Source organism: Stenotrophomonas sp. STEN033, assembly GCF_056856655.1.
This window is the reverse complement of record NZ_JBXFWM010000016.1, coordinates 21,878-42,482: the sequence shown is the minus strand read 5'-3', so window position 1 is coordinate 42,482 and position 20,605 is coordinate 21,878. Positions and strand designations below refer to the sequence as shown.

Genomic DNA, 20,605 nt, shown 5'->3' with positions numbered 1-20,605 from the left:
AACACGCCATGCTCCAATGCCGCACCCTCGCCACCGCCGCTGGCGGCAAGGCGACCCCGTCGTTATGGGTGGACCTGTGCCAACCCACGCCGGAAGAGCTGGAACAGGCCTCGCGGCAAGTGAGTTTCCGTATCCCTGACCGTGCCGGCATCAGCGAGATCGAGTTCAGCAGCCGGGTGCGCGTGGAGGGCGAGGCGCTGGTGCTGAATCTGCCGCGCTTCCAGTATGAAGTCGAGCACGTCGTCGGGCCGCTGGGCTTCGTGGTGGCGCCCAATGCGCTGGTGGTGCAGCGTGAGCACCGCATCGATGCGCTGGAAGGCGTGGAAGCAGCGCTGGACAAGCACCCCTGCCAGGGCTCGGCCGATCTTTTCCTGCGCATGATCGAACACATCGTCGATCGCCTGGCCGATCTGCTGGAGTCGCTGGAAAGCACGATGAGCGAGTTCTCGCGGCAGGCCTTCAGCCATCCCAAGGGCAAGCGCGCTTCACGCCGGCTGGAGCAGATGCTGCATGAGGTGGGCATGATGGGGCGGCGCATCGGCGCGCTGCATAACACCTTGCACGGCATGCTGCGGATGATGAGCTATCTGGATGAGGCCACGCCGGACTGGTTTGGTGCCGATGCCCCGAAGCGCATCAAACTGGTGGTCAAGGACCTGACCTCGCTGAGCGAGTTCGAACAGCAATTGGGCGACCGCAACGAGTTCCTGCTGGACAGCGTGCTCGGCCTGATCAACATGGACCAGAACGAGGTGATGAAGGTGATGGCGGTGGCCTCGGTGGTCGGCATTCCCCCAACCGTGCTGGTCGGGGTGTGGGGCATGAATTTCGCAGCGATGCCGGAACTGCATTGGCATTACGGTTACGCCATCGCGCTGGCTGCGGTGGCCGCGAGCATCGTGCTGCCCCTGTTGTGGTTCAAACGGCGTGGCTGGCTCTGAGTGGTCGGGATGCGACGCATTCTCGTCTACAATCCGGGCTCTTTTGTACAGCTGATGGAGTCGATGTCTGCCAAACCCATGACTGCCGCCGGCAAGTTGTTTGCCGCTGCTGCATTGATTGAAGGTGTCACCTGGGCCGGGTTGTTGATCGGCATGCTGCTGAAGTACGGCACCGGCACCACCGAGCTGGGCGTGTGGCTGTTCGGTCGCCTGCACGGCCTGGCCTTCCTGTTCTACGTCGTCGTCACCCTGTTTGCCTGGGTGAAGCTGCGCTGGCCGCTGTGGGCGGTGCTGCTGGCCTTGCTGGCGGCCGTGCCGCCGCTGGTGACCGTGCCGCTGGAGATGTGGTTCCGTCGTATCGGCCTGTTGTCCGAGCGCCCGCGCTGATTCGATGCTGATGTAATGGCGCGGCCGGCTTCCACACGGTCGCGCCATTGGAACTGCACAGTGTTGCCAGGTATTACGGGCTCCGGTCATGTGCGTTACGGAAGCATTGCTTGCGGTGTGATGCGTTGGTCATGAATGCCGATGCTTTACCTCGTCTGCGGCCTTGCCGATTGCTTTCTGTGCCTTGCCTGCATTTTTCTCCATGTTGCCGGCCATCTGCTGGGCCTTGTTGCCTGTCAGCCTCCCGGCAGCTTCCTTGATGGCACCCTTGATCTCGTGCTTGGTGCCTTCAACACGGTTGCGGTCCACGAACGGTCTCCGGAAACGTCTGCCTCGCTGCAGACGGCCCCAGACTGCGCATCCCCGGGTTTGTGGCAGGTGAGCGCGATGTTGTGATCGCGTTGTGCAGGCCGGAGGATTTAGCCTGTGTTGTGCGTTGACGTGTTTGCCTGCGACGCGATCCCGGTCGGCCTGGCCGCTTTCATCCGGCCAGCGGTATGCCAGCGGACTGGACCGGGGCGCGCAGGCGTCGGCGCAGCGTGTCCTGCCCGGATTGAACGATCAGGACGCCCGGTGACCGTCTTTGCCGGGCCCGCGCCGTTTTCCACCGCCGCGGCTGTTGGCTGGGCTGCCTGGTGGATGAAGGCGGGCTTGCCGGCTGCGGGCGCGGGGCGTCGGGGATGATGCGCTGCCGCTGCGATCAGATGCGCTGGGCGTCACAGTCAAGCTGACTGGCAGAGGTGTACCTGTCGGATCGATGGTGGATAATTCCCCCAACGCCCATGCGGTCAAAGGACTGCGGCGGTTGGCCCTGGAGCGGCCATGGCGGGTTGTTGCCGCCAGCAGCGAGGTGGTTCGAGGGGGCTCCCGCATCGCGACCGGCAGGGTTCGTTTGCCGCAGGTTTAAGTTGGTTCTTCTAGTTTTCCCGGCTGCTCGGCTTTTCCTTCAAGGATTTCAGGTGCAACACGCAAGCAAACAGCGTTACCGCAGGGTGTGTCGCCAAGACGGGCCGCAGATGGCGCAGTGGGGTGATCGATGAGCGGCAACCTCACCCCGGGCAATGGGCTGGATGCCGGCATTGCCGTGCTGCCGGCCGAACATCCGTTGCCGATGCCCGAGCAATCGCTGCGTGAGGGCTCGCTGCAGGTGCCACGGCAGAAGACCGCCCCGGCCAATATCGGCCTGCGCCGCCTGTACGTATTCGGCAGCACCGCGCTGACCACGCTGTTCGCCACCTGGTTGATGGCGCGGGTGCTGTCCAACGGCGGCATCAACGTGCTGGAGGGCTGCCTGCTGGTCCTGTTCGTGCTGTTGTTCGCCTGGATCGCGATGTCCTTCGTCAGCAGCCTGGCGGGCCTGCAGGCATTGCTGCGCGGCCGTCGCAAGCTTGGCATCTATCCGGATACACCGCTGCCGCAGCTGCGCAGCCGTACCGCCCTGCTGATGCCGACCTACAACGAGGACCCGCGCCGGATGATGGCGGGCCTGCAGGCGATCTACGAATCGGTGGCCGCTACCGGGCAACTGCAGCACTTCGACTTCTACGTGCTCAGCGACACCACCCGCGATGCCATCGGCCGCGCCGAAGAACAGGTGTTCGCAAGGCTGGTGGAAGCCACCGGCGGCGCCGAGCGGCTGTACTACCGTCGCCGCGCCAGCAATGTAGGGCGCAAGGCCGGCAACATCGCCGACTGGGTGCGCCGCTTCGGCGGGGCCTATCCGCACATGTTGATCCTTGATGCCGACAGCCTGATGACCGGCGATGTGATCGTGCGGTTGGTATCGGCGATGGAAAACCATCCGACCGTCGGCCTGATCCAGTCGTTGCCGGCGGTGGTCGGTGGGCGTACCGCCTTCGCCCGCATGCAGCAGTTCGGTGGCCGCGTATATGGGCCGGTGATGGCCTATGGCGTGGCCTGGTGGCATGGCGCGGAAAGCAATTACTGGGGGCATAACGCGGTGATCCGCACCCAGGCGTTTGCCGAACAGGCCGGGTTGCCGGAGCTGCCGGGGCGCAAGCCGTTTGGTGGGCATGTGCTGAGCCATGATTTCGTCGAGGCCGCGCTGATCCGCCGTGGTGGCTGGGCCTCGCACATGGTGCCGTACCTGCATGGCAGCTACGAAGAAGGCCCGCCAACCCTGACCGACCTGCTGATCCGTGACCGCCGCTGGTGCCAGGGCAACCTGCAGCACTCCAAGGTGGTGGCCACGCCGGGCCTGCACTGGGTCAATCGCGTGCATATGCTGATTGGCATCGGCCATTACTTCACCGCGCCGATGTGGGCGATGCTGATGCTGATCGGCATCGCCATCCCGCTCATCCACGGTGGCATCGATCTGGCCGAGGAGCTGCACCTGCAGCTACGGATGTCGCCGGCGCATTATTGGCGCGGCTTGGACCAGGACGGCGTGTTCTGGGTGTTCGTGGTGACCATGGTCGCGCTGTTGTCGCCCAAGTTGATGGGCTATGTGGCAATGCTGACCTCGCGCAAGGAGCGCATCGGATGCGGCGGCGCGTTCCGCGCGTTCATTTCGATGCTGCTGGAAACCGTCCTGGCGGCGCTGATGGCGCCGGTGGTGATGTACGTGCAGTCGCGCGGTGTTGCCGAGGTGCTGGCCGGCAAGGATTCGGGCTGGGACGCGCAGCAGCGCGATGACGGCAGTATTTCGCTGAGCGCTTTGTTGCGCAGTTATGGCGGTTTGAGCGTATTCGGCGTGGTGATGGGCGTGGCTGCCTACCTGGTGTCGCCGCCGCTGGCCGCGTGGATGGCGCCGGTGGTGATCGGCATGGCGCTGGCGGTGCCGGTGGTGGCATGGACCTCCTCGCGCAAGGCCGGTGACTGGCTGCGCCGGCATGGCCTGCTGTGCATTCCGGAAGAGAACGCACCGCCGCCGGTGCTGCTGCGTGCGGCGGAACTGCGTGCGGCCGCGTTGAAGGAGCCGCTGCAGGATTGATGGCTGCGGCTGTTGCTGTTGTTGTGGGAGCGGCGCAAGCCGCGAAGCCGATAGCAATCAACCGCCGTTTGGCTGGCGATCTCTGTGCAGGTAGCCAGCTTGGCTTCAATCGGACGCACCACCCGCTTCGCGGCAGACGCCGCTCCCACAAACGATCGGGATTACTCTTTTGCAGGAGCGGCGTCCGCCGCGAAGTCGATAGCAATCGGTCGCCATTTGGCCTGCAACCTCTGTGCAAGTCGCCGGTTTGGCTTCAACCGGCAGCAGCATCAGCTTCGCGGCTGACGCCGCTCCTACAAATTGCCGGCTCCACCGATGAGTGTGCCGGGCAGGCATAATCCCCGCCTGTCTTTGGGAGCCGTACACATGCTGGAAACAGTGGAGCAGGAAACCGGCGCGTCGCCGGAATGGTCGGTTATCTGGCTGCACGGGCTGGGTGCCGATGGCCATGATTTCGCGCCTATCGTGCCCGAGCTGGTGCGTCCGCACTGGCCGGCGATCCGCTTTGTGTTCCCGCATGCGCCCAAGCGCCCGGTCAGCATCAACAACGGCATGCCGATGCGGGCCTGGTATGACATCGTCAGCATGGATTTCCGCAGCCGCGCCGACGCCAAGGGCGTGGCCGAATCGGTACAGCAACTCGAAGCGCTGATTGCGCGCGAACAGGCACGTGGCATCCCGGCCAAGCGCATCATCCTGGCTGGCTTCTCCCAGGGCGGGGCGATCATCCTGTCCGCGGGCCTCAAGCGCAGTGAGCCGGTAGCCGGCCTGGTCGCCTTGTCGACCTATCTGCCGGAAGTGGACGCCGCGCCGGCACAGCTGGTGGACGGCGCAATCGCCCAGCCGATATTCATGGCCCATGGCAGCGCCGATCCGGTGATTCCGCTGCAGGTTGCCGAGCACAGCGCACAGGTCCTCACCTCGCTGGGCTTTGGCGTGGAATGGCACCGCTATGCGATGGCCCACCAGGTCTGCGGCGAAGAAATCCAGGCACTGGGTGACTGGCTGCAGGCGCGCTTCGCGCAGGCTTGACGGCCGGTTGCGCGACGCTGCGCGGAGGAGGGGAGTGCCGTTGAGGCACTCCCCGTCGGCCGGGTTGGGGCCATGGCGATGACCCTGGCGCCCGCAGCGGTGATAATGCAGCGATGAGCATCCTGCGTATCGCCACCCGAAAGAGCCCGCTTGCCCTGTGGCAGAGCGAACATGTTGCCGACCGTCTGCGTGAGGCCCACCCGGGGCTGCAGGTGGAACTTGTGCCGATGAGCACGCGCGGCGATGAAATCCTGGATCGTTCGCTGGCAGCCATCGGCGGCAAGGGCCTGTTCCTGAAAGAGCTGGAAGTGGCGATGCTGCGCGGCGAGGCGGATTGCGCGGTGCACTCGCTCAAGGACGTACCGATGGCGCTGGAAGCCCCCTTCGCGCTGCCGGCGATCCTGACCCGCGCCGACTCGGCCGACGCCTTCGTGTCCAATACCTATCCATCGCTGGACGCCTTGCCACAGGGGGCGTGCGTGGGCACATCTTCGCTGCGCCGCCAGGCACAGCTGCGCGCATTGCGCCCGGACCTCATCTCGCGTGACCTGCGTGGCAACGTCAACACCCGCCTGGCCAAGCTGGACGCAGGCGAGTACGACGCCATCATCCTGGCCTGCGCTGGCCTGGAGCGTTTGGAATTGGGAGCACGCATCCGCGACCGCCTGACCGCGCCGCAATGGTTGCCAGCTCCTGCCCAGGCGGCGGTGGCGATTGAATGCCGACAGGACGACACCACCACGATTACGCTGCTCGAGGCGCTGGATGACGCATCCACCCGCAGTTGCGTGGAAGCCGAGCGGGCCATGAATCGCGCGCTGGACGGCAGCTGCCACGTGCCGGTGGCCGGTTTGGCGCAGTGGCGCGGTGAGGATCTATGGTTGCAGGGGTTGGTCGGCGGCGTGACCGACGGTCGTGCGGTGCGCGCGCAGGCGCAAGGTCCGGCGAACGATCCGGAAGCGCTGGGCCGCGAAGTGGCGCGTCAGCTGCTGGAAGGCGGTGCGGGCGAGCTGTTGCGCTGAGGGAGCGCTACCGGTAGTGCCGAGCCATGCTCGGCAGGGGCTCTATCGACGAAGCTCCAACGTAGTGCCGAGCCATGCTCGGCAGAGGCTCCACGAACCAAGCCGAAGCGCACTGCCGAGCTTTGCTCGGCATCAGACCAGCCCGGTAACGCCCCTTGCCGAGCATGGCTCGGCACTACAGTGAGGCGAATGCCGGGCATGCCCCGGCACCTGCTTACTTGAAGCTGTAGACCACGTTCATGGTGGTCAAGGTGTCGGTCTTGCGCTTGTCTTCGGCCACGTCGCTGTTGTGGCGGGCCTGCCAGCCAGCCTTCAGTGCGAAGTGCTTGTTCATGCTCACCGAGACGCCGAAGTCATTCTGCGCGAAGGTGTTGTACGAGCCGGATTCCACCAGCAACGAGTTGACCAGGTCGGTGTTCTCGGTGATGGCGAACTTCAGGTCGAACAGGCCGCGACCGATCAGGCCGGTGCGGTCCTCGTCGGTATCGGCATTGTGCGAGCGGCGCACACCCGGGCCGATCTGTGTATCCAGAATCAGGCGCTCGCCATCGATCAGGCGCGTGCCGTAACCCAGACCGAAGCTGGCCTGGCGGTCGTAAGTGGCGAAGTCATCACTTTCATAACGCACCGTGGCGGTGAGCTGGCGGTGTTCGCCCAGCTGCAGGGCGCTACCGGCGCTGCCGGTGTAACGGTTGGCGGTGGTCTGGCGCTTGCGGCGGGTGCTGCCATCGTCGGCGGTTTCGGTGTACTGGGCGCTGGAGCGCAGGCCGAACAGGTCCATGTTGTGGATCCAGTCGTTGTCGGTATAGCGCAGCTTCAGGCGGCCGTTGAAGCTCTCGGTGGTGCTGTTGCCGTGGGCCGAGGCAAAGCCCAGTTCACCGCCACTGCCGCTCCAGGGGGAGGTCATGGCGGCCAGGTCGGACGCGTCATCGGCCCAGGCCAGCGGGGCGGCCAACAACAGCGGCAGCATCAGGGAAACACGCAGGGACATCAGGGGGATCTCCAAGGGAGAGACGGGAATGATTGGCATCTGGATGATACCGGATGGTCCCTGACCCCCAGGCTGACGGGGGGCGTGGCCTTCATTCGCTGTTATGTGGGGGGCGGGCCTGCTCCATTGCGGCCCGGAGTCGGACATAATCCGGGCATGGACCGCTATGAACGCATCAACGCGCTGCATCGTCTGCTCAAGTCCGCCCGCTATCCGGTCACGGTGATGCGGCTGCAGGAGGAGTTGGGCTGTTCCCGTGCCACGGTCTACCGCGACCTGGCCTTCCTGCGTGACGCGCTGATGGCGCCGGTGGAGGGTGATGGCGAGGCTGGGTTCCGTTACCTGAGTGGGGAGAGCGACCGTTTCGAGCTGCCGGGTCTGTGGCTGAGCTCGGAGGAGCTGCATGCCTTGCTGGCATCCCAGCACCTGTTGTCGCGGACCGGTGGTGGGGTGTTGTCGTCGATGCTGGCGCCGCTGCAGCAGCGCATCGAGGGTTTGTTGGCGGCGCAGGCCGGTGCCTCACATTGGCCGGTGGAGCGGGTACGGGTGATACCGCACCGTGGCCGCAAGCTGGACGAGGCCAGTTTCCGCACGGTGGCTTCGGGGGTGCTGGAGCGCAAGCAGTTGTCCTTTGAGTATCGCGCGCGTTCCACTGATGAGGCGACCCGGCGCACGGTGTCGCCGCAGCGCATTACCCATTACCGCGACAACTGGTACCTGGACGCCTGGGATCACAGTCGCGAGGCGGTACGCAGTTTTGCGGTGGATCGCATCCACCAGGCGCGGTTGTTGGATCAGCCGGCCCGTGATGTGGCCGATGAAGAGTTGAACGAGCAGTTGGCGGCCAGCTACGGCATCTTCTCGGGTGCGCCGAAGGGCTGGGCGACGATCGTGTTCAGTGCCAAGGCGGCGCGCTGGGTGGCTGATGAGCACTGGCATTCCAAGCAGCAGGGACGGTTCCTTGCTGACGGGCGTTATGAATTGAAGGTGCCGTACAGCGTGTCGCGCGAGCTGTTGATGGACGTGCTGCATTACGGCTCGGACGCGGAGATCGTGGAGCCGCAGTCCCTGCGCGAGCAGGCCAAGGCGTTGCTGTCGCTGGCGTTGAGTAATTACGACTGAGGAAGTGCTTTGCTCTGCTTTGCTTTCCCCTCTCCCGCCTGCGGGAGAGGGGTAGGGGTGAGGGCAGCTTCTGCTTGTTGCTGTTGCTGTTGCCATTGTTGTTGTTTTTCGGAGAAGCAGAGCAACGGCTATTGCTGAAGCAAAAGCAAAAGCAAAAGCAAAAGCTTCCCCTCACCCCAGCCCCTCTCCCGTAAACGGGAGAGGGGACAGCAAGAGCCAGAGCAACAGCAAAGCCAAAGCAACAGCAAAGCCAAAGCAACAGCAAAGCCAAAGCCAAGGCCAAAGCCAAGGCCAGAGCCAAGGCAGAAGCAGAAGCCAAAGCAGAAGCACAAAAAAACAGCCGCTTTCGCGGCTGTTTCTTTCAGATCAATCCGCCATCAAACCCGGCCGAAGATCAACGTCGCATTGGTGCCGCCAAAACCGAAGCTGTTCGACATCACCGTGTCCAACTTCGCATCCTGGGTCTTGCGCAGGATCGGGAAGCCTTCCACACGCTCGTCCAGGGTCTCGATGTTGGCCGAGCCGGCCATGAAACCGTCGCGCATCATCAGCAGGCAGTAGATCGCCTCGTGCACGCTGGCAGCACCCAGGGAGTGACCCGACAATGCCTTGGTCGAAGACAACGGCGGTACCGCATCACCGAACACCTGGCGCACTGCGCCCAGCTCGGTCACGTCGCCCAGCGGGGTCGAGGTGCCGTGGGTGTTCAGATAGTCGATCGGACGGTCCAGGCCTTCCATCGCCATCTTCATGCAACGCACGGCGCCTTCGCCCGACGGGGCGACCATGTCGGCACCATCGGACGTCACGCCGTAACCAACCAGTTCGGCGTAGATGCGCGCACCACGAGCCACGGCGTGGTCGTAGTCTTCCAGCACCAGCATGCCGGCGCCGCCTGCGATGACGAAGCCGTCGCGGTTGGCGTCGTACGGACGCGACGCGGTGGCCGGCGTTTCGTTGAAGCTGGTGGACAGTGCGCCCATGGCGTCGAACATCACGCTCATCGACCAGTGCAGGTCTTCGCCGCCGCCGGCAAACATCACGTCCTGGGCGCCGTGGCGGATCAGGTCGGCGGCAGCGCCGATGCAATGGGCCGAGGTGGCGCAGGCAGCCGACAGCGAATAGCTCAGGCCCTTGATGCTGAAGGCGGTGGCCAGGTTGGCCGACACGGTCGAGCACATCGTGCGCGGCACCATGTACGGGCCGACTTTGCGTACGCCACGGTTGCGCAGCAGATCGGCGGCTTCCACCTGCCATTCGCTGGAGCCGCCGCCGGAGCCGGCGATCAGGCCGGTACGCACGTTGCTGACCGCAGCCTCGTCCAGGCCGGCATCGGCGATGGCGTCGCGCATGGCGACATAGCTGTAGGCCGCGGCATCGCTCATGAAGCGCTTGAGCTTGCGGTCCACCTGCGCGTCCAGGTCGATCTCGACCTTGCCGCCGATCTGGCTGCGCAGGCCGGCTTCGGCGTGGTCGGGCAGGGCGACGATGCCGGGGCGGCTGTCACGCAGGGCGCTGGAGACGGTATCCAGATCGTTGCCAAGGCAGGACGTGATGCCCATGCCGGTAATGACGACACGACGCATCAGAAGCTCTCGGTTGAGGTGAACAGACCTACGCGCAGGTCCTTGGCGGTATAGATTTCGCGGCCATCAACCAGCATGCGGGCGTCGGTCTGTGCCATCACCAGCTTGCGGTTGATCACCCGCGAGACATCGATTTCGTACTGCACCAGCTTGGCGCTGGGCAGCACCTGGCCGGTGAACTTGACCTCGCCGCAGCCCAGCGCACGGCCGCGGCCTTCGGCGCCCAGCCAGGTCAGGTAGAAGCCGGTCAGCTGCCACATGGCGTCCAGGCCCAGGCAGCCCGGCATCACCGGGTCGCCGATGAAGTGGCAGCCGAAAAACCACAGGTCAGGACGGATATCCAGCTCGGCCCGGATCATGCCCTTGCCGTGTGCGCCACCGTCCTCACGGATCTCGGTGATGCGGTCGAACATCAGCATCGGGTCATTGGGAAGACGGCCTTTGTTCGGGCCGAAAAGTTCGCCACGCGCGCTGGCCAGCAGCTGGTCGCGCGAGAAAGCATGCAGACGGGTCATCCGGGGTAATCCAAAGCCATTGCGAGCCCCGGAGCATGCTGCAGCAGCTGCGTTCAATCAAATGTTTTAACTGGACGGTTGCGTATGTTAGCTGCAGATAAGCGCCGTTCGCGGGCTGTTACGGGAGGTACGAATAAGTACATTTGTGAGGACAAGTGTGCATTTAGCGACAACAGCTATCATGTTGGCGACCTTTTGAGACTGTTGCCTTGAGCCCACAACGCAAGATCATCCATGTCGACATGGACGCCTTCTATGCGTCCGTGGAGCAGCGTGATGACCCCGATTTGCGCGGACGGCCGGTGGTTGTGGCCTGGCGCGGGGCGCGTTCGGTGGTGTGCGCGGCCTCCTACGAGGCCCGCAAGTTCGGGGTGCGCTCGGCCATGCCGGCGCTGCGGGCCGAGCGGCTGTGCCCGGACGCTGTATTCGTGCCGCCGGACTTTGCCCGTTACAAGGCGGTGTCGCGGCAGATCCGCGAGATCTTCCTGCAGCACACCCCGCTGGTGGAGCCGCTGTCACTGGATGAGGCTTTCCTGGATGTCACCGAATCGCCGAGCTGTGGCGGTATCGCCACCGAGATCGCCCGCACCATCCGCGCGCAGATCCGTGAGGCCACGGGTCTGACCGCCTCGGCCGGCATCGCGCCGAACAAGTTCCTGGCCAAGGTTGCCTCGGACTGGCGCAAGCCCGATGGCCAGTTCGTGGTGCCGCCTTCCAGGGTGGAGCAGTTCCTGACGCCGTTGCCGGTAAAACGGGTGCCGGGCGTGGGCAAGGTGATGGAAGGCAAACTGTCGGCGCTGGGCATCGTCACCGTCGGTGATCTGCGTGCGCTGCCGCTTGAACAACTGCAAGCCTTGTTCGGCAGTTTTGGCGCGGGCTTGTATCGGCGCGCGCGTGGCATCGACGAGCGGCCGGTGGAGCCCGATCAACCAGTGCAGTCGATTTCTTCCGAAGATACCTTCGCCGAAGACCTGCATATGGGCGAGTTCGATGAAGCCATCACCCAGTTGGCCGAACGCACCTGGCGTGCAACCGGGCGCACCGAACGCATCGGTCATACGGTTGTGCTGAAGTTGAAGACCGCGCAGTTCCGCATTCTCACCCGTAGCTATACACCCGATACGCCACCAAGCTCGGTTGAAGACCTGCGCGATATCGCCCTGGCCTTGTGCCAGCGCGTGCAGTTGCCGGCGGATACGCGCTATCGCCTGGTTGGTGTTGGGCTGGCGGGCTTTCGCGACCGCGAAGAATTGGTGATCCAGGGTGATTTGTTCCGCGGCATCTCGTTGGATTGAGTACATCCATCACGCAGCGCGACACCGCTACAATCGCTGTTCGTTGAGATGGAGTGTGGATGCGTGGCGACTACGGCCTTGGTGTTCGATTTGGATGGCACGCTGGTGGACAGCGCAGGTGATATCGCCGAGGCAGTGAACCTCACATTGGAAGAGCTGGCGCTGCCGCGTGTCTCCGAGGCGACGGTGCGCAGCTGGATAGGCGAGGGCGTGCGCAATCTGGTGTCCACCGCTTTGGCGAACGCTGGCAGCGCATTGACGCTGGAAGAGGTTATGTCGGTTTTCATGCGGCACTACAAGGCCTGCCTGCTGCGCAGTCCGCGCCTCTACGACGGTGTGGGTGAGGCCTTGACCGCATTGCAGGCACGCGGCTTGCCGATGGCCATCTGCACCAACAAGCCGGCGGCAATGGTCGCGCCGTTGCTGCAGCATCTGGGCATTGCCGGCTTCTTCGCGCACATCATCGGTGGCGATTCGCTGCCGCAGCGCAAGCCTGCTGCCGAGCCGCTGCTGCACGTGGCTGATCTGCTGCAGCAGCCGGTGGTCAACTGCCTGATGGTGGGCGATTCGGGCACCGATCTGGGCGCGGCCAACAACGCCGGCATGCCGATCGTGCTGGTGCGCTATGGCTATTCACGTGATCTGGATCTGGATGCAGCCGACGCCGTGGCGGTGATCGACGATATGCGTGAGTTGGTGAGCATCGTCGCGTAGCCATTCTTGAGGATATTTTGTGGGAGCGGTGTAAGCCGCGAAGCTGGCTGCAATGAAATTGCGCTGATTTCTGCAATCGGACGATGCAGTTGCTTCGCGGCTTACGCTGCTCCCGCAATCTGATCACGCTTGGTTATCAATAATCATTCTCATCTAGTGTAGAATACGGCGACCCCGCAGCCTGCCTGGCGTTTGCTTCCGGCAGCTGCATTCGATATCCGCCGTTCCTCAAGCCGTTCGCCAGAGGTTGGCTCCCCTACTGTCGAGAGGCTTGCCCATGTCCCGTCGTTCGTCGTCGCGGTTGTCCGCGCGTGTCTTGCTGTCCCGTAATCCCCTTTCTGCTGCGCTGGCGTTGAGCGCCTTGCTCGCCGGCCCGGCATTGGCCGAAGGTGCGGCGACCGCCACCGATATCGACACCGTGCACGTCACCGCCGAACAGATCGCCAAGCAGGCCTTGGGCAGCTCGGTGATCACTGCGGTCGATCTGGAACGTCTGCCACCGGCCAACGATCTGTCCGAGGTGATCCGGCGCATGCCCGGCATCAACCTGACCGGCAATACCGCGTCGGGCTCCTACGGCAATTTCCGCCAGATCGACATCCGTGGCATGGGCCCGGAAAACACCTTGATCCTGATCGATGGCCGCCCGGTCAGCTCGCGCGATTCGGTGCGCATGGGCCGCAGCGGCGAACGCAACAGCCGCGGCGACAGCAACTGGGTGCCGGCCGAAGCGGTCGAGCGCATCGAAGTGCTGCGTGGCCCGGCCGCTGCACGTTACGGCTCGGGTGCGTCCGGTGGCGTGGTCAATATCATCACCAAGAAGCCGACCGGTGACCTGACCGGCTCGCTGACCTTGTACGGCAGCCAGGCCGAGCACAGTGACGAAGGCGACAGCGAGCGTGTTGGCTTCCAGTTGTCTGGCCCGTTGAGCGAGCAGCTGTCGTTCCGCCTGTTCGGCAACGTCAACAAGACCGAGCCGGATGCCTTGTCGCTCAATGAAGAGTTTGCCACCGGCGTGACCCCGCCGGCCGGCCGCGAAGGCGTGCGCAACCGCGACATCAGCGGCTTGCTGCGCTATGACATCAACGACAACCATGTGCTGGAACTGGATGCTGCGGTCAGCCGCCAGGGCAATATCTACTCCGGCGAGCGCGGCGTCAGCAGCGACGGTTTCGAGCGTTTGAACGCGCTTTACGGTGCCGAGACCAATGTGATGCTGCGCCGTTCGTTCGGCCTGACCCATCGCGGCAGCTACGACTGGGGCACTTCGCGCATCACCGCCGCCTACGACGACACCGACAACACGCGCTTGAACGAAGGACTGGCCGGTGGCCCGGAAGGCTCGATCACCGAAGGCGCGAGCTTCTCCACGTCCGAACTGACCTCCACCCGCGTGGACGGCGAGATCAACGTGCCGCTGAACTGGGGCGGTATCGAGCAGGTGGCGACGCTGGGCTTCGAGTACCGCGACATGAAGCTGGATGATCCGTACTCGGTGACCCAGAGTTCCAGCAGCGGTGGCGGCATCCCGGGTTATGACGGCGTGCGCACCGGCAAGAGCGACCAGCAGTTCGCGGCGGTATTCGTCGAGGACAACCTGTACATCGGCGAGCGTTGGACGCTGACCCCGGGCCTGCGCTTCGATCACCATTCGCAGTTCGGCAACAACCTCAGCCCCAGCCTCAACGTGCAGTTCAAGCTGGCTGAAGACTGGGCGATCAAGGGCGGCATCGCGCGCGCGTTCAAGGCGCCGAACCTGTACCAGGCCAACCCGGATTACCTCTACTACACGCGCGGCAATGGCTGCCCGGTGCTGAACCCGAACCTGGGCTCGGGCTGCTACGTGATGGGTAACGCCAACCTCGATCCGGAAACCAGCATCAACAAGGAGATCGGCATCGAGTGGGCGCCCGACAACGGCTGGCATGCCTCGGTCACCTATTTCCACAACGACTACAAGGACAAGATCGTTGCCGGCCAGGACCGCATCGGCATCACCAATGACACCAAGGGCCAGGTATTCCAGTGGACCAATGCGCCGGAAGCCATCATCCGTGGTGTCGAAGGCAACCTGAAGGTGCCGTTGATCGGCGGTGGTGATGTGCTGTCGTGGAATACCAATGTCACCTGGATGATAGAGAACGTCGACAAGACCACCGACCAGCCGCTGTCCATCATCCCCGAGTACACCGTCAATACTTTCCTGGATTGGCAGGTCAACGCGCAGTTGTCGTTCATGCTGACCGGCACCTTCTACGGCAAGCAGGAGTCGGCGACGCAGTCCAGCACCACCGGTGCCGTGCTGCCGCCGGATACGCGCGCTGCCTATGACCTGTGGAGCCTGGGCGGCCAGTACCGGATCACGCCGAAAGTGCGCGTGGGAGGCGGCATCAACAACCTGTTCGACAAGCGTCTGTTCCGCGAAGGCACCACCAGCACCAGCGCCACCGGTGCTGGTGCTGCGACCTACAATGAGCCCGGTCGCAGCTACTGGGTGAACCTGACCGTTGGTTTCTGATCCAGGCACAGCGATGACAACGCACATGCGCACCCGCTTTCACTCATTGCTAGCCGTGGCCTCGCTGTTGTTGCTTGGCGCGCTAGCACCGATCGCAGCGGCGCAGCAACGCAATCCCGCGCAGCTGATCGGCCAGACCGTTGCTGACACCGGCTCGGCGCACTATCGCTTCGAACGCTTCGTGGTGCGCAGCGATGATGGCCAGCGCACGTGGCGGGTCAATCTGGGCATCCCTGTCGGCACCGCGCCGGCAGCGGGTTTCCCGGCGCTGTGGATGCTGGATGGCAACGGCGCGTTGATGGAACTCGACGCGCCCCTGCTGGAGGAACTGGCGCAGAAGCAGCCAACCGTGCTGGTGTTCGTCGGCTACGACAACCAGCAGCGTATCGATTCGCCTGCGCGTACCCGCGACTACACGCCGATTGCCGACCAGCCCGAAGACGGTGGCGCGGCGGTTGGCGGTGGCGCCAATGCGTTCCTGGAAGTGATAGAGCGGCGCATCCGTCCGCAGCTGGCGCAGCACGTGGCTACCGATGCCAGCAAACAGGCACTGTGGGGGCATTCGCTGGGCGGGCTGTTCGTGCTGCATACGCTGTATACGCGTAGCGGTGCATTCCAGACCTATGTGCCGGCCAGCCCATCGTTGTGGTGGCAGCAGGGCGCGATGCTGGGTGCTCCCGAGCGCCAGTTCATCGGCAACAACGCTGGTCATCCGGCGCGGGTGCTGATGATGCTCGGTGGCGGTGAGCGTGATCGCGATACCAGCAACCGCGACATGAGCAATCCGCGTGTACTGGCACATCTGAAGCGCGTCTCCGGTGCGCCATCCGACGCTGCCGAGCAGTTGTCTGCGCGCCTTCGCCAGGTGCCGGGGCTGGAGGTTGAGTACCACCAGTTCGATGGCCTCGGCCATGGCCCGATGTTCCGCGCCTCGCTGATGCGCGCGCTGCATGAAATCACCGGCGTGCGCGACCGCAGCACGGAGCCGCGCTCCTGATCTGCCTGCTCCTTATCTGAGTTCGCAATCCGGGCCGACAGGCCCGGCATTCCACTACCCAGGCAGTGTCACCGCCCAGGCAGAAACCCACGATGCGCGCGACGTCGCGCAGCACCCAAGAGGTAATGCCTGATGGCAAACGTTCTTTCCTATCCTGCTTCCACCACCGCACGTGCAGCGCGCCCGCACCTGCTCGGCCTCGCCCTGCTGTTGGCTACCGGCGCTGCGGGCGCGCAGGTGTTCGCGCAGCCGGACACCGCGTTCAATGGCAGCGTGCGTGCCACCGCCCCGGTGGTGTTGCCGGGCAGCGAAACCGGTATCGAGGGCAATGGCTTCACCCCGGGCCAGAAGGTGACCTTGCTGCGCGGTGAGGCTGTGCTCAACGCACAGCCTTATGTCGCCAATGGCGAAGGCAAGTTCAGTGGCACGCTGGCGATTCCGGCCGATGCCGTCGCCGGCCCGCAACCCATCGTGGTGCGAGCGGCTGCGCCGGATGCCGCAGCGGTGTTCTCACTGAAGGTCTCGCGCGAAGTGCCGCTTTCCGGCCAGGAGCGTATCCAGGCCGCCAGCAACCGTTTGGTGCAGGGCTTGTACCAGGTGGCTTACAGCCCGGCCAGCAAGGCGGCGTTCGTGACCAGCGCGGTCGGCCGCCCGCCGGTGAAGCAGTCCGAACTGCTCAAGGTGGACCCGGAAACCCTGCAGATCATCGCCCGTGTATCGCCGCAGGCAGCACCAGGCAATGACGGCAACCTGTTCGCCGTGTACGGCGTGGGCGTGGACGATGCCAATGGCAATGTGTGGGTGACCAATACCCGCCAGGATACGGTGGCGGTCTACCGCCAGTCCGACCTGTCGCTGGTCAAGCAGTACCCGGTTGGCGCGGTATCGCACGCGCGCGACGTGGTGGTCGATGCCCAGCGCAACCGCGCCTATGTCTCGGCCACCGGTGGCGACTACATCAGCGTGTTCGACACCCGCACGCTGCAGCAGCTGGACAACATCACCATTGCTTCCGGCAAGCGCGGTGAGACCTTCACCCCGGGCAGCCTGGACATCGATACGGCTACCGGCAAGGTCTACACCGTCAGCCTGGCCGCTGCGGAAGCGGCGATCATCGACGGCGCCAGCGACAAGGTGGAGAAGGTGTTCCCGCTGGCCGGCGCGCGCGATGCGATCGGCGTTGCGTGGAACCCGGTCGCCAAGCGCCTGCTGGTGGTCTCGCAGGGCAGCGACAACTTGCTGATCGTCGACCCGGCCACGGCCAAGGTCGAGCACGATGTCTACGTCGGCGCCGGTTCCTTGAATGTGTCCTACAGCCCGAGCACGCGCCTGGCCTATGTCAGCAACCGCGCTGCCGGCACCGTCACGGTGGTCGATGAAGGCGGCAAGATCGTTGCCAACCTCGACGGCGGCACCTACCCGAACCACGTCAGCAAGGGCCCGGATGCAGTGATGTTTGCGATCAACAAGTCCAAGGGCGCCGATGACGCCAAGGGCGATCGCATCACCCGCCTGCTGCCTGTGCAGCGCTGAGTGATCCGCCGCGCCCTGTGCGCGGCAAGGCGATAAACGCGCGGGAGATGCCGGCAACGGCATCTCCCGCACTGCCATCAAAATCTGGCTGGCACGCAGTTCCGATGCGTCGGCCAATCTGGTAACCGAGGAAATGTTGATGAAAGCCACCACCCTTGTTCCGACTGGCCTGGGCCTGCTGCTGGTCATGCTGATTACCGGCTGTGATCGCAGCCCCGCACCGCCGCAGGCTGCAGCCGAAGCCCCCGTAATCGCAGCGCCTGCTACCGATGCTGCTGATGCGAGCGTGTTGCCGGCCGGCTGGAAGCGTGTGGCCGGGCAGGATGTGCCGCAAGTCGCTGCAGCAGCACCGCAGTTGCCGGCCAAGCTGCGCTCGGACGATGGCGTGGACGTTGAAGTGAGTGACATCAGTCGCATCGTCGCTGGTGGCGATGATGTGATCGCGGTGATCGAAGCACTGGGCCTGGCCGGCAAGGTCTATGCCGCACCGGAGCGTTCGGCCACAACCGCAGGCAAGGCGGCCCCCAAGCATTTCCTGTTCAACCGCACCACCGGCGTGGAAGGCGTGCTCAGCCTGGACGGAACCCTGTTCCTCGGCAACAGCCTGCGCCGCCACGCGGTGCTGGCCGAGCGCCTACGCGCCACCGGCCATGCCGCGGTGGTGATCGACGATCTGCAGCCGCCGGCGGACAAGGTGCGCAAGGTGGCTTCTGCTTTGGGTCTGGCCAAGCAGGGTGAGGAACTCGCGGCACAGGTGCAGGCACAGCTCGATCAGGCCGCAGCCATCGCCAAGGACAATACGAAGCGCCCGCGGGTGATCGCGTTGTCTGCCAGCGGCGCCGGTGGCCTGCCGACCGTGGCCGGTGCCGACAGCGCCGCCAACCAACTGATCACCATCGCTGGTGGCATCAACATCGGTGAAGAAGCGGGTGTGGCCAACTACTCCCAGCTCAGCAATGAAGGCGTTGTTGCGGCAGCGCCAGAAGTGATCCTGGTAACCGACAACGATCTGCGCCTGTTCGGCGGTGAAGCCGGCCTGTGGAAGGCCTATCCGACCCTGAAGCACACGCCCGCTGGTTCGGCCAACCGTGTCTGGGTGATGCCTGATGTCGAACTCAAATCCACCAGCGTGGGTTCCGGCGCCGGTGCGCTGGCCTTGGCGCAGGCGCTGGCGGAGTTGTCGCGCGGATGATGTCGGCGCAGGTCCGGCGGCCGAACGGCGGGCTGCTGCTATGTCTGTTGCTGGCGGTGCTGCTGGGCGCGGTGCTGTTGTCGTTCGGCACCGGTCCGTTGAAGCTGCCCGCAGCCGATGTGCTGCGGGCGATGGCGGCGCAGTTCGGCTTGGCGGATCCGCAGTCGATCAGTGCCCGTGACATGGGCGTGGTCTGGCAGTTGCGCATTCCACGCGCGCTGTTGGGCGCGTTGGTTGGTGCATCGCTGGCGATGGCTGGCGTCGCGCTGCAGGGCCTGTTTGGCAACCCGCTGGCGGATCCCGGCATCGTCGGCGTCAGCCAGGGCGCGGCGCTGGGTGCGGTGGCGGCCATCGTGCTCGGTGCGGGTGCATTCGCTGTGTGGTTGATTCCATTGGCGGCCTTCATTGGCGGTGCCGGTGCGACGACCTTGATCTATCTGTTGGCGCGGCCGGGGCGCGGTGAGGGCACCGCGACCTTGTTGCTGGTCGGTATCGCGATTGGTGCTGGCTGCTCGGCGGCGGTCGGCTTCCTGACCTACATCGCCAGCGAGAGCGAGCTGCAGTCGCTGGTGTTCTGGCAGATGGGCTCGTTGGCGCAGGCCAGTTGGAGCGACGTGGCCGCGGTCACGCCGGTATTCGTGATTGGCCTGCTGGCGTTGCTGCGGCTGGCCACGCCCTTGGACATGCTTGCGCTCGGTGAGCGCCAGGCACGTCACATCGGCCTGGATGTCGCGCGCACGCGCTTGTTGCTAGTGGCGTTCAGTGCGCTGTTGGTCGGGGCAGCGGTGGCGTTTGCCGGCAGCGTCAGCTTCGTCGGCCTGGTGGTGCCGCATCTGGTGCGGATGCTGGTTGGCCCTGGGCATCGCTGGCTGCTGCCTTTGTCGGGTGTGGTCGGCGCGCTGTTGATCGTGGTGGCCGATACCGCCGCGCGCACGCTTGATCCGCCGTCGGAAATCCCGCTCGGCCTGTTCTCCGCTGCCTTGGGCGCGCCGTTCTTCCTGTGGCTGGTATTGCGCAAGCGCGGGGGGCGGGTATGAGTACGCCCTTGTTGGAGCTGCGCGGGGTCAGCGTGCTGCGTGGCGGTCGCCAGGTGTTGGCGGGTGTTGATCTAGCGTTGCAGGCCGGCACGCTGACCGCCCTGGTTGGCCCCAATGGCGCAGGCAAGTCCACGTTATTGGCCCTGCTTGCCGGTGATGCCGAGCCGGATGCCGGGCAGGCGTTGCTGCAAGGTCGTGCACTGGCCGACTGGCCGGTACGCGAGCTCGCCCTGCAACGGGCGGTGATGGCGCAGGATCATGCCGTGCACTTTGCCTTCAGCGTGCGCGAGGTGGTGGCGATGGGGCGTTTGCCGCATCCGCCACAACCACGACAGGATGCGGAGATCGTCGAGGCTGCATTGGCAGAAGTCGATGTCGCCGCCTTGGCCGGTCGCGATGTACAGACGCTGTCCGGTGGCGAAGCCGCACGGACCTCGCTTGCCCGTGCCTTGGCGCAGCAGACGCCGGTGCTGCTGCTGGATGAGCCAACCGCCGCACTCGATCTTCGCCATCAGGAGCGCACTCTGCGCAGCGCCCGCGAGCTCGCAGCGCAAGGCCGTTGCGTGGTGGTGGTATTGCATGACCTCAACCTGGCATCGGCCTATGCCGACCGCATCGTGATGCTATGCGACGGGCGCATTGCCGCCGATGGTTCACCGCGCGAAGTGCTGACCCGCGACACCATCGGCAAGGTCTATGGCCAGCCGGTGCAGGTGATCGAGCATCCAACGCGCGGTATGCCGCTGGTGGTTGCCTGCGACGATTGA

18 protein-coding genes are annotated in these 20,605 nt (G+C 64.7%); 14 read left to right on the top strand and 4 right to left on the bottom strand.

What is annotated here, in order from left to right:
* The first annotated feature begins 8 nt into the window (after window positions 1-8).
* Both AC1VXC_RS07815 and AC1VXC_RS07810 read left to right on the top strand, forming a co-directional pair.
* Entirely contained in the window at window positions 9-941 is a 933-nt protein-coding gene (locus tag AC1VXC_RS07815; RefSeq protein ID WP_481538758.1) for a CorA family divalent cation transporter, read from the top strand.
* A gap of 78 nt (window positions 942-1,019) precedes the next feature.
* Complete coding sequence (locus AC1VXC_RS07810) at window positions 1,020-1,328, top strand: DUF3817 domain-containing protein (RefSeq protein ID WP_313494164.1); 309 nt, start codon at window positions 1,020-1,022, stop codon at window positions 1,326-1,328.
* 129 nt (window positions 1,329-1,457) lie between these two features.
* Here AC1VXC_RS07810 and AC1VXC_RS07805 read toward each other — a convergent pair whose 3' ends face one another.
* Complete coding sequence (locus tag AC1VXC_RS07805; protein ID WP_313172604.1) at window positions 1,458-1,637, bottom strand: CsbD family protein; 180 nt, start codon at window positions 1,635-1,637, stop codon at window positions 1,458-1,460.
* Window positions 1,638-2,364: 727 nt separating this feature from the next.
* On the opposite strand from AC1VXC_RS07805, the gene mdoH reads away from it, so the two are divergent.
* The 3 genes from mdoH (at window position 2,365) to hemC (ending at window position 6,338) form a co-directional block, all read left to right on the top strand.
* Window positions 2,365-4,284, top strand: a complete 1,920-nt coding sequence (gene mdoH, locus AC1VXC_RS07800; protein WP_313172602.1) for a glucans biosynthesis glucosyltransferase MdoH — start codon at window positions 2,365-2,367, stop codon at window positions 4,282-4,284.
* Window positions 4,285-4,650: 366 nt separating this feature from the next.
* Window positions 4,651-5,316 carry an alpha/beta hydrolase gene (locus AC1VXC_RS07795; RefSeq protein ID WP_481538759.1) on the top strand — a complete coding sequence of 222 codons (666 nt, stop codon included), beginning with the start codon at window positions 4,651-4,653 and terminating at the stop codon, window positions 5,314-5,316.
* A 113-nt stretch (window positions 5,317-5,429) separates the two neighbouring features.
* Window positions 5,430-6,338, top strand: a complete 909-nt coding sequence (gene hemC, locus AC1VXC_RS07790) for a hydroxymethylbilane synthase (RefSeq protein WP_313494143.1) — start codon at window positions 5,430-5,432, stop codon at window positions 6,336-6,338.
* Between the two features lie 214 nt (window positions 6,339-6,552).
* On the opposite strand, the gene AC1VXC_RS07785 is transcribed toward hemC, so the two are convergent.
* Window positions 6,553-7,329 (bottom strand): DUF481 domain-containing protein, encoded by a 777-nt coding sequence (locus AC1VXC_RS07785; protein ID WP_313172596.1) that lies wholly within the window; start codon window positions 7,327-7,329, stop codon window positions 6,553-6,555.
* A gap of 156 nt (window positions 7,330-7,485) precedes the next feature.
* Here AC1VXC_RS07785 and AC1VXC_RS07780 point away from each other — a divergent pair, with 156 nt between their 5' ends.
* Window positions 7,486-8,451: a helix-turn-helix transcriptional regulator gene (locus AC1VXC_RS07780; protein ID WP_313172594.1), complete on the top strand. Its 966-nt coding sequence runs from the start codon at window positions 7,486-7,488 to the stop codon at window positions 8,449-8,451.
* Window positions 8,452-8,828: 377 nt separating this feature from the next.
* Here the strand turns inward: AC1VXC_RS07780 and fabB are convergent, their stop codons facing one another.
* Together fabB and fabA are read right to left on the bottom strand one after the other, a co-directional pair.
* The gene (fabB, locus tag AC1VXC_RS07775; RefSeq protein WP_313494141.1) at window positions 8,829-10,037 is read right to left on the bottom strand and encodes a beta-ketoacyl-ACP synthase I; all 1,209 of its coding nucleotides are present in this window, start codon (window positions 10,035-10,037) and stop codon (window positions 8,829-8,831) included.
* Entirely contained in the window at window positions 10,037-10,552 is a 516-nt protein-coding gene (gene fabA / locus AC1VXC_RS07770; protein ID WP_296251034.1) for a 3-hydroxyacyl-[acyl-carrier-protein] dehydratase FabA, read from the bottom strand. The genes fabB and fabA overlap by 1 nt, the downstream gene beginning before the upstream one ends.
* Before the next feature lie 209 nt (window positions 10,553-10,761).
* Here fabA and dinB point away from each other — a divergent pair, with 209 nt between their 5' ends.
* From dinB to AC1VXC_RS07730, 8 genes are all read left to right on the top strand, one after another.
* A complete protein-coding gene (gene dinB, locus AC1VXC_RS07765) occupies window positions 10,762-11,847 on the top strand; it encodes a DNA polymerase IV (RefSeq protein ID WP_313172588.1) in 1,086 nt (361 codons plus the stop codon).
* A gap of 63 nt (window positions 11,848-11,910) precedes the next feature.
* The gene (gene gph / locus AC1VXC_RS07760; protein WP_481539010.1) at window positions 11,911-12,561 is read left to right on the top strand and encodes a phosphoglycolate phosphatase; all 651 of its coding nucleotides are present in this window, start codon (window positions 11,911-11,913) and stop codon (window positions 12,559-12,561) included.
* A 277-nt stretch (window positions 12,562-12,838) separates the two neighbouring features.
* Window positions 12,839-15,079, top strand: a complete 2,241-nt coding sequence (locus tag AC1VXC_RS07755; protein ID WP_481539011.1) for a TonB-dependent siderophore receptor — start codon at window positions 12,839-12,841, stop codon at window positions 15,077-15,079.
* A 25-nt stretch (window positions 15,080-15,104) separates the two neighbouring features.
* The gene (locus AC1VXC_RS07750) at window positions 15,105-16,076 is read left to right on the top strand and encodes an alpha/beta hydrolase (RefSeq protein ID WP_481539012.1); all 972 of its coding nucleotides are present in this window, start codon (window positions 15,105-15,107) and stop codon (window positions 16,074-16,076) included.
* A gap of 132 nt (window positions 16,077-16,208) precedes the next feature.
* Window positions 16,209-17,609, top strand: a complete 1,401-nt coding sequence (locus AC1VXC_RS07745; RefSeq protein WP_481539013.1) for a YncE family protein — start codon at window positions 16,209-16,211, stop codon at window positions 17,607-17,609.
* Between the two features lie 139 nt (window positions 17,610-17,748).
* Complete coding sequence (locus AC1VXC_RS07740) at window positions 17,749-18,801, top strand: heme/hemin ABC transporter substrate-binding protein (RefSeq protein WP_481539014.1); 1,053 nt, start codon at window positions 17,749-17,751, stop codon at window positions 18,799-18,801.
* Window positions 18,798-19,838 (top strand): FecCD family ABC transporter permease, encoded by a 1,041-nt coding sequence (locus AC1VXC_RS07735; protein WP_481539015.1) that lies wholly within the window; start codon window positions 18,798-18,800, stop codon window positions 19,836-19,838. Before AC1VXC_RS07740 ends, AC1VXC_RS07735 begins: the two co-directional genes overlap by 4 nt.
* Window positions 19,835-20,605, top strand: coding sequence for a heme ABC transporter ATP-binding protein (locus tag AC1VXC_RS07730; RefSeq protein ID WP_481539016.1), 771 nt, complete (start codon window positions 19,835-19,837; stop codon window positions 20,603-20,605). The genes AC1VXC_RS07735 and AC1VXC_RS07730 overlap by 4 nt, the downstream gene beginning before the upstream one ends.

What these genes read in the sequence shown, in the direction of transcription:
- AC1VXC_RS07815 (WP_481538758.1), top strand. Translation starts at nt 9, where the DNA reads ATGCTCCAATGCCGCACCCTCGCCACCGCCGCTGGCGGCAAGGCGACC.
- AC1VXC_RS07810 (WP_313494164.1), top strand. Translation starts at nt 1,020, where the DNA reads ATGACTGCCGCCGGCAAGTTGTTTGCCGCTGCTGCATTGATTGAAGGT.
- mdoH (WP_313172602.1), top strand. Translation starts at nt 2,365, where the DNA reads ATGAGCGGCAACCTCACCCCGGGCAATGGGCTGGATGCCGGCATTGCC.
- AC1VXC_RS07795 (WP_481538759.1), top strand. Translation starts at nt 4,651, where the DNA reads ATGCTGGAAACAGTGGAGCAGGAAACCGGCGCGTCGCCGGAATGGTCG.
- hemC (WP_313494143.1), top strand. Translation starts at nt 5,430, where the DNA reads ATGAGCATCCTGCGTATCGCCACCCGAAAGAGCCCGCTTGCCCTGTGG.
- AC1VXC_RS07785 (WP_313172596.1), bottom strand. Translation starts at nt 7,329, where the DNA reads ATGTCCCTGCGTGTTTCCCTGATGCTGCCGCTGTTGTTGGCCGCCCCG.
- AC1VXC_RS07780 (WP_313172594.1), top strand. Translation starts at nt 7,486, where the DNA reads ATGGACCGCTATGAACGCATCAACGCGCTGCATCGTCTGCTCAAGTCC.
- fabB (WP_313494141.1), bottom strand. Translation starts at nt 10,037, where the DNA reads ATGCGTCGTGTCGTCATTACCGGCATGGGCATCACGTCCTGCCTTGGC.
- fabA (WP_296251034.1), bottom strand. Translation starts at nt 10,552, where the DNA reads ATGACCCGTCTGCATGCTTTCTCGCGCGACCAGCTGCTGGCCAGCGCG.
- AC1VXC_RS07755 (WP_481539011.1), top strand. Translation starts at nt 12,839, where the DNA reads ATGTCCCGTCGTTCGTCGTCGCGGTTGTCCGCGCGTGTCTTGCTGTCC.
- AC1VXC_RS07750 (WP_481539012.1), top strand. Translation starts at nt 15,105, where the DNA reads ATGCGCACCCGCTTTCACTCATTGCTAGCCGTGGCCTCGCTGTTGTTG.
- AC1VXC_RS07745 (WP_481539013.1), top strand. Translation starts at nt 16,209, where the DNA reads ATGGCAAACGTTCTTTCCTATCCTGCTTCCACCACCGCACGTGCAGCG.
- AC1VXC_RS07740 (WP_481539014.1), top strand. Translation starts at nt 17,749, where the DNA reads ATGAAAGCCACCACCCTTGTTCCGACTGGCCTGGGCCTGCTGCTGGTC.
- AC1VXC_RS07735 (WP_481539015.1), top strand. Translation starts at nt 18,798, where the DNA reads ATGATGTCGGCGCAGGTCCGGCGGCCGAACGGCGGGCTGCTGCTATGT.
- AC1VXC_RS07730 (WP_481539016.1), top strand. Translation starts at nt 19,835, where the DNA reads ATGAGTACGCCCTTGTTGGAGCTGCGCGGGGTCAGCGTGCTGCGTGGC.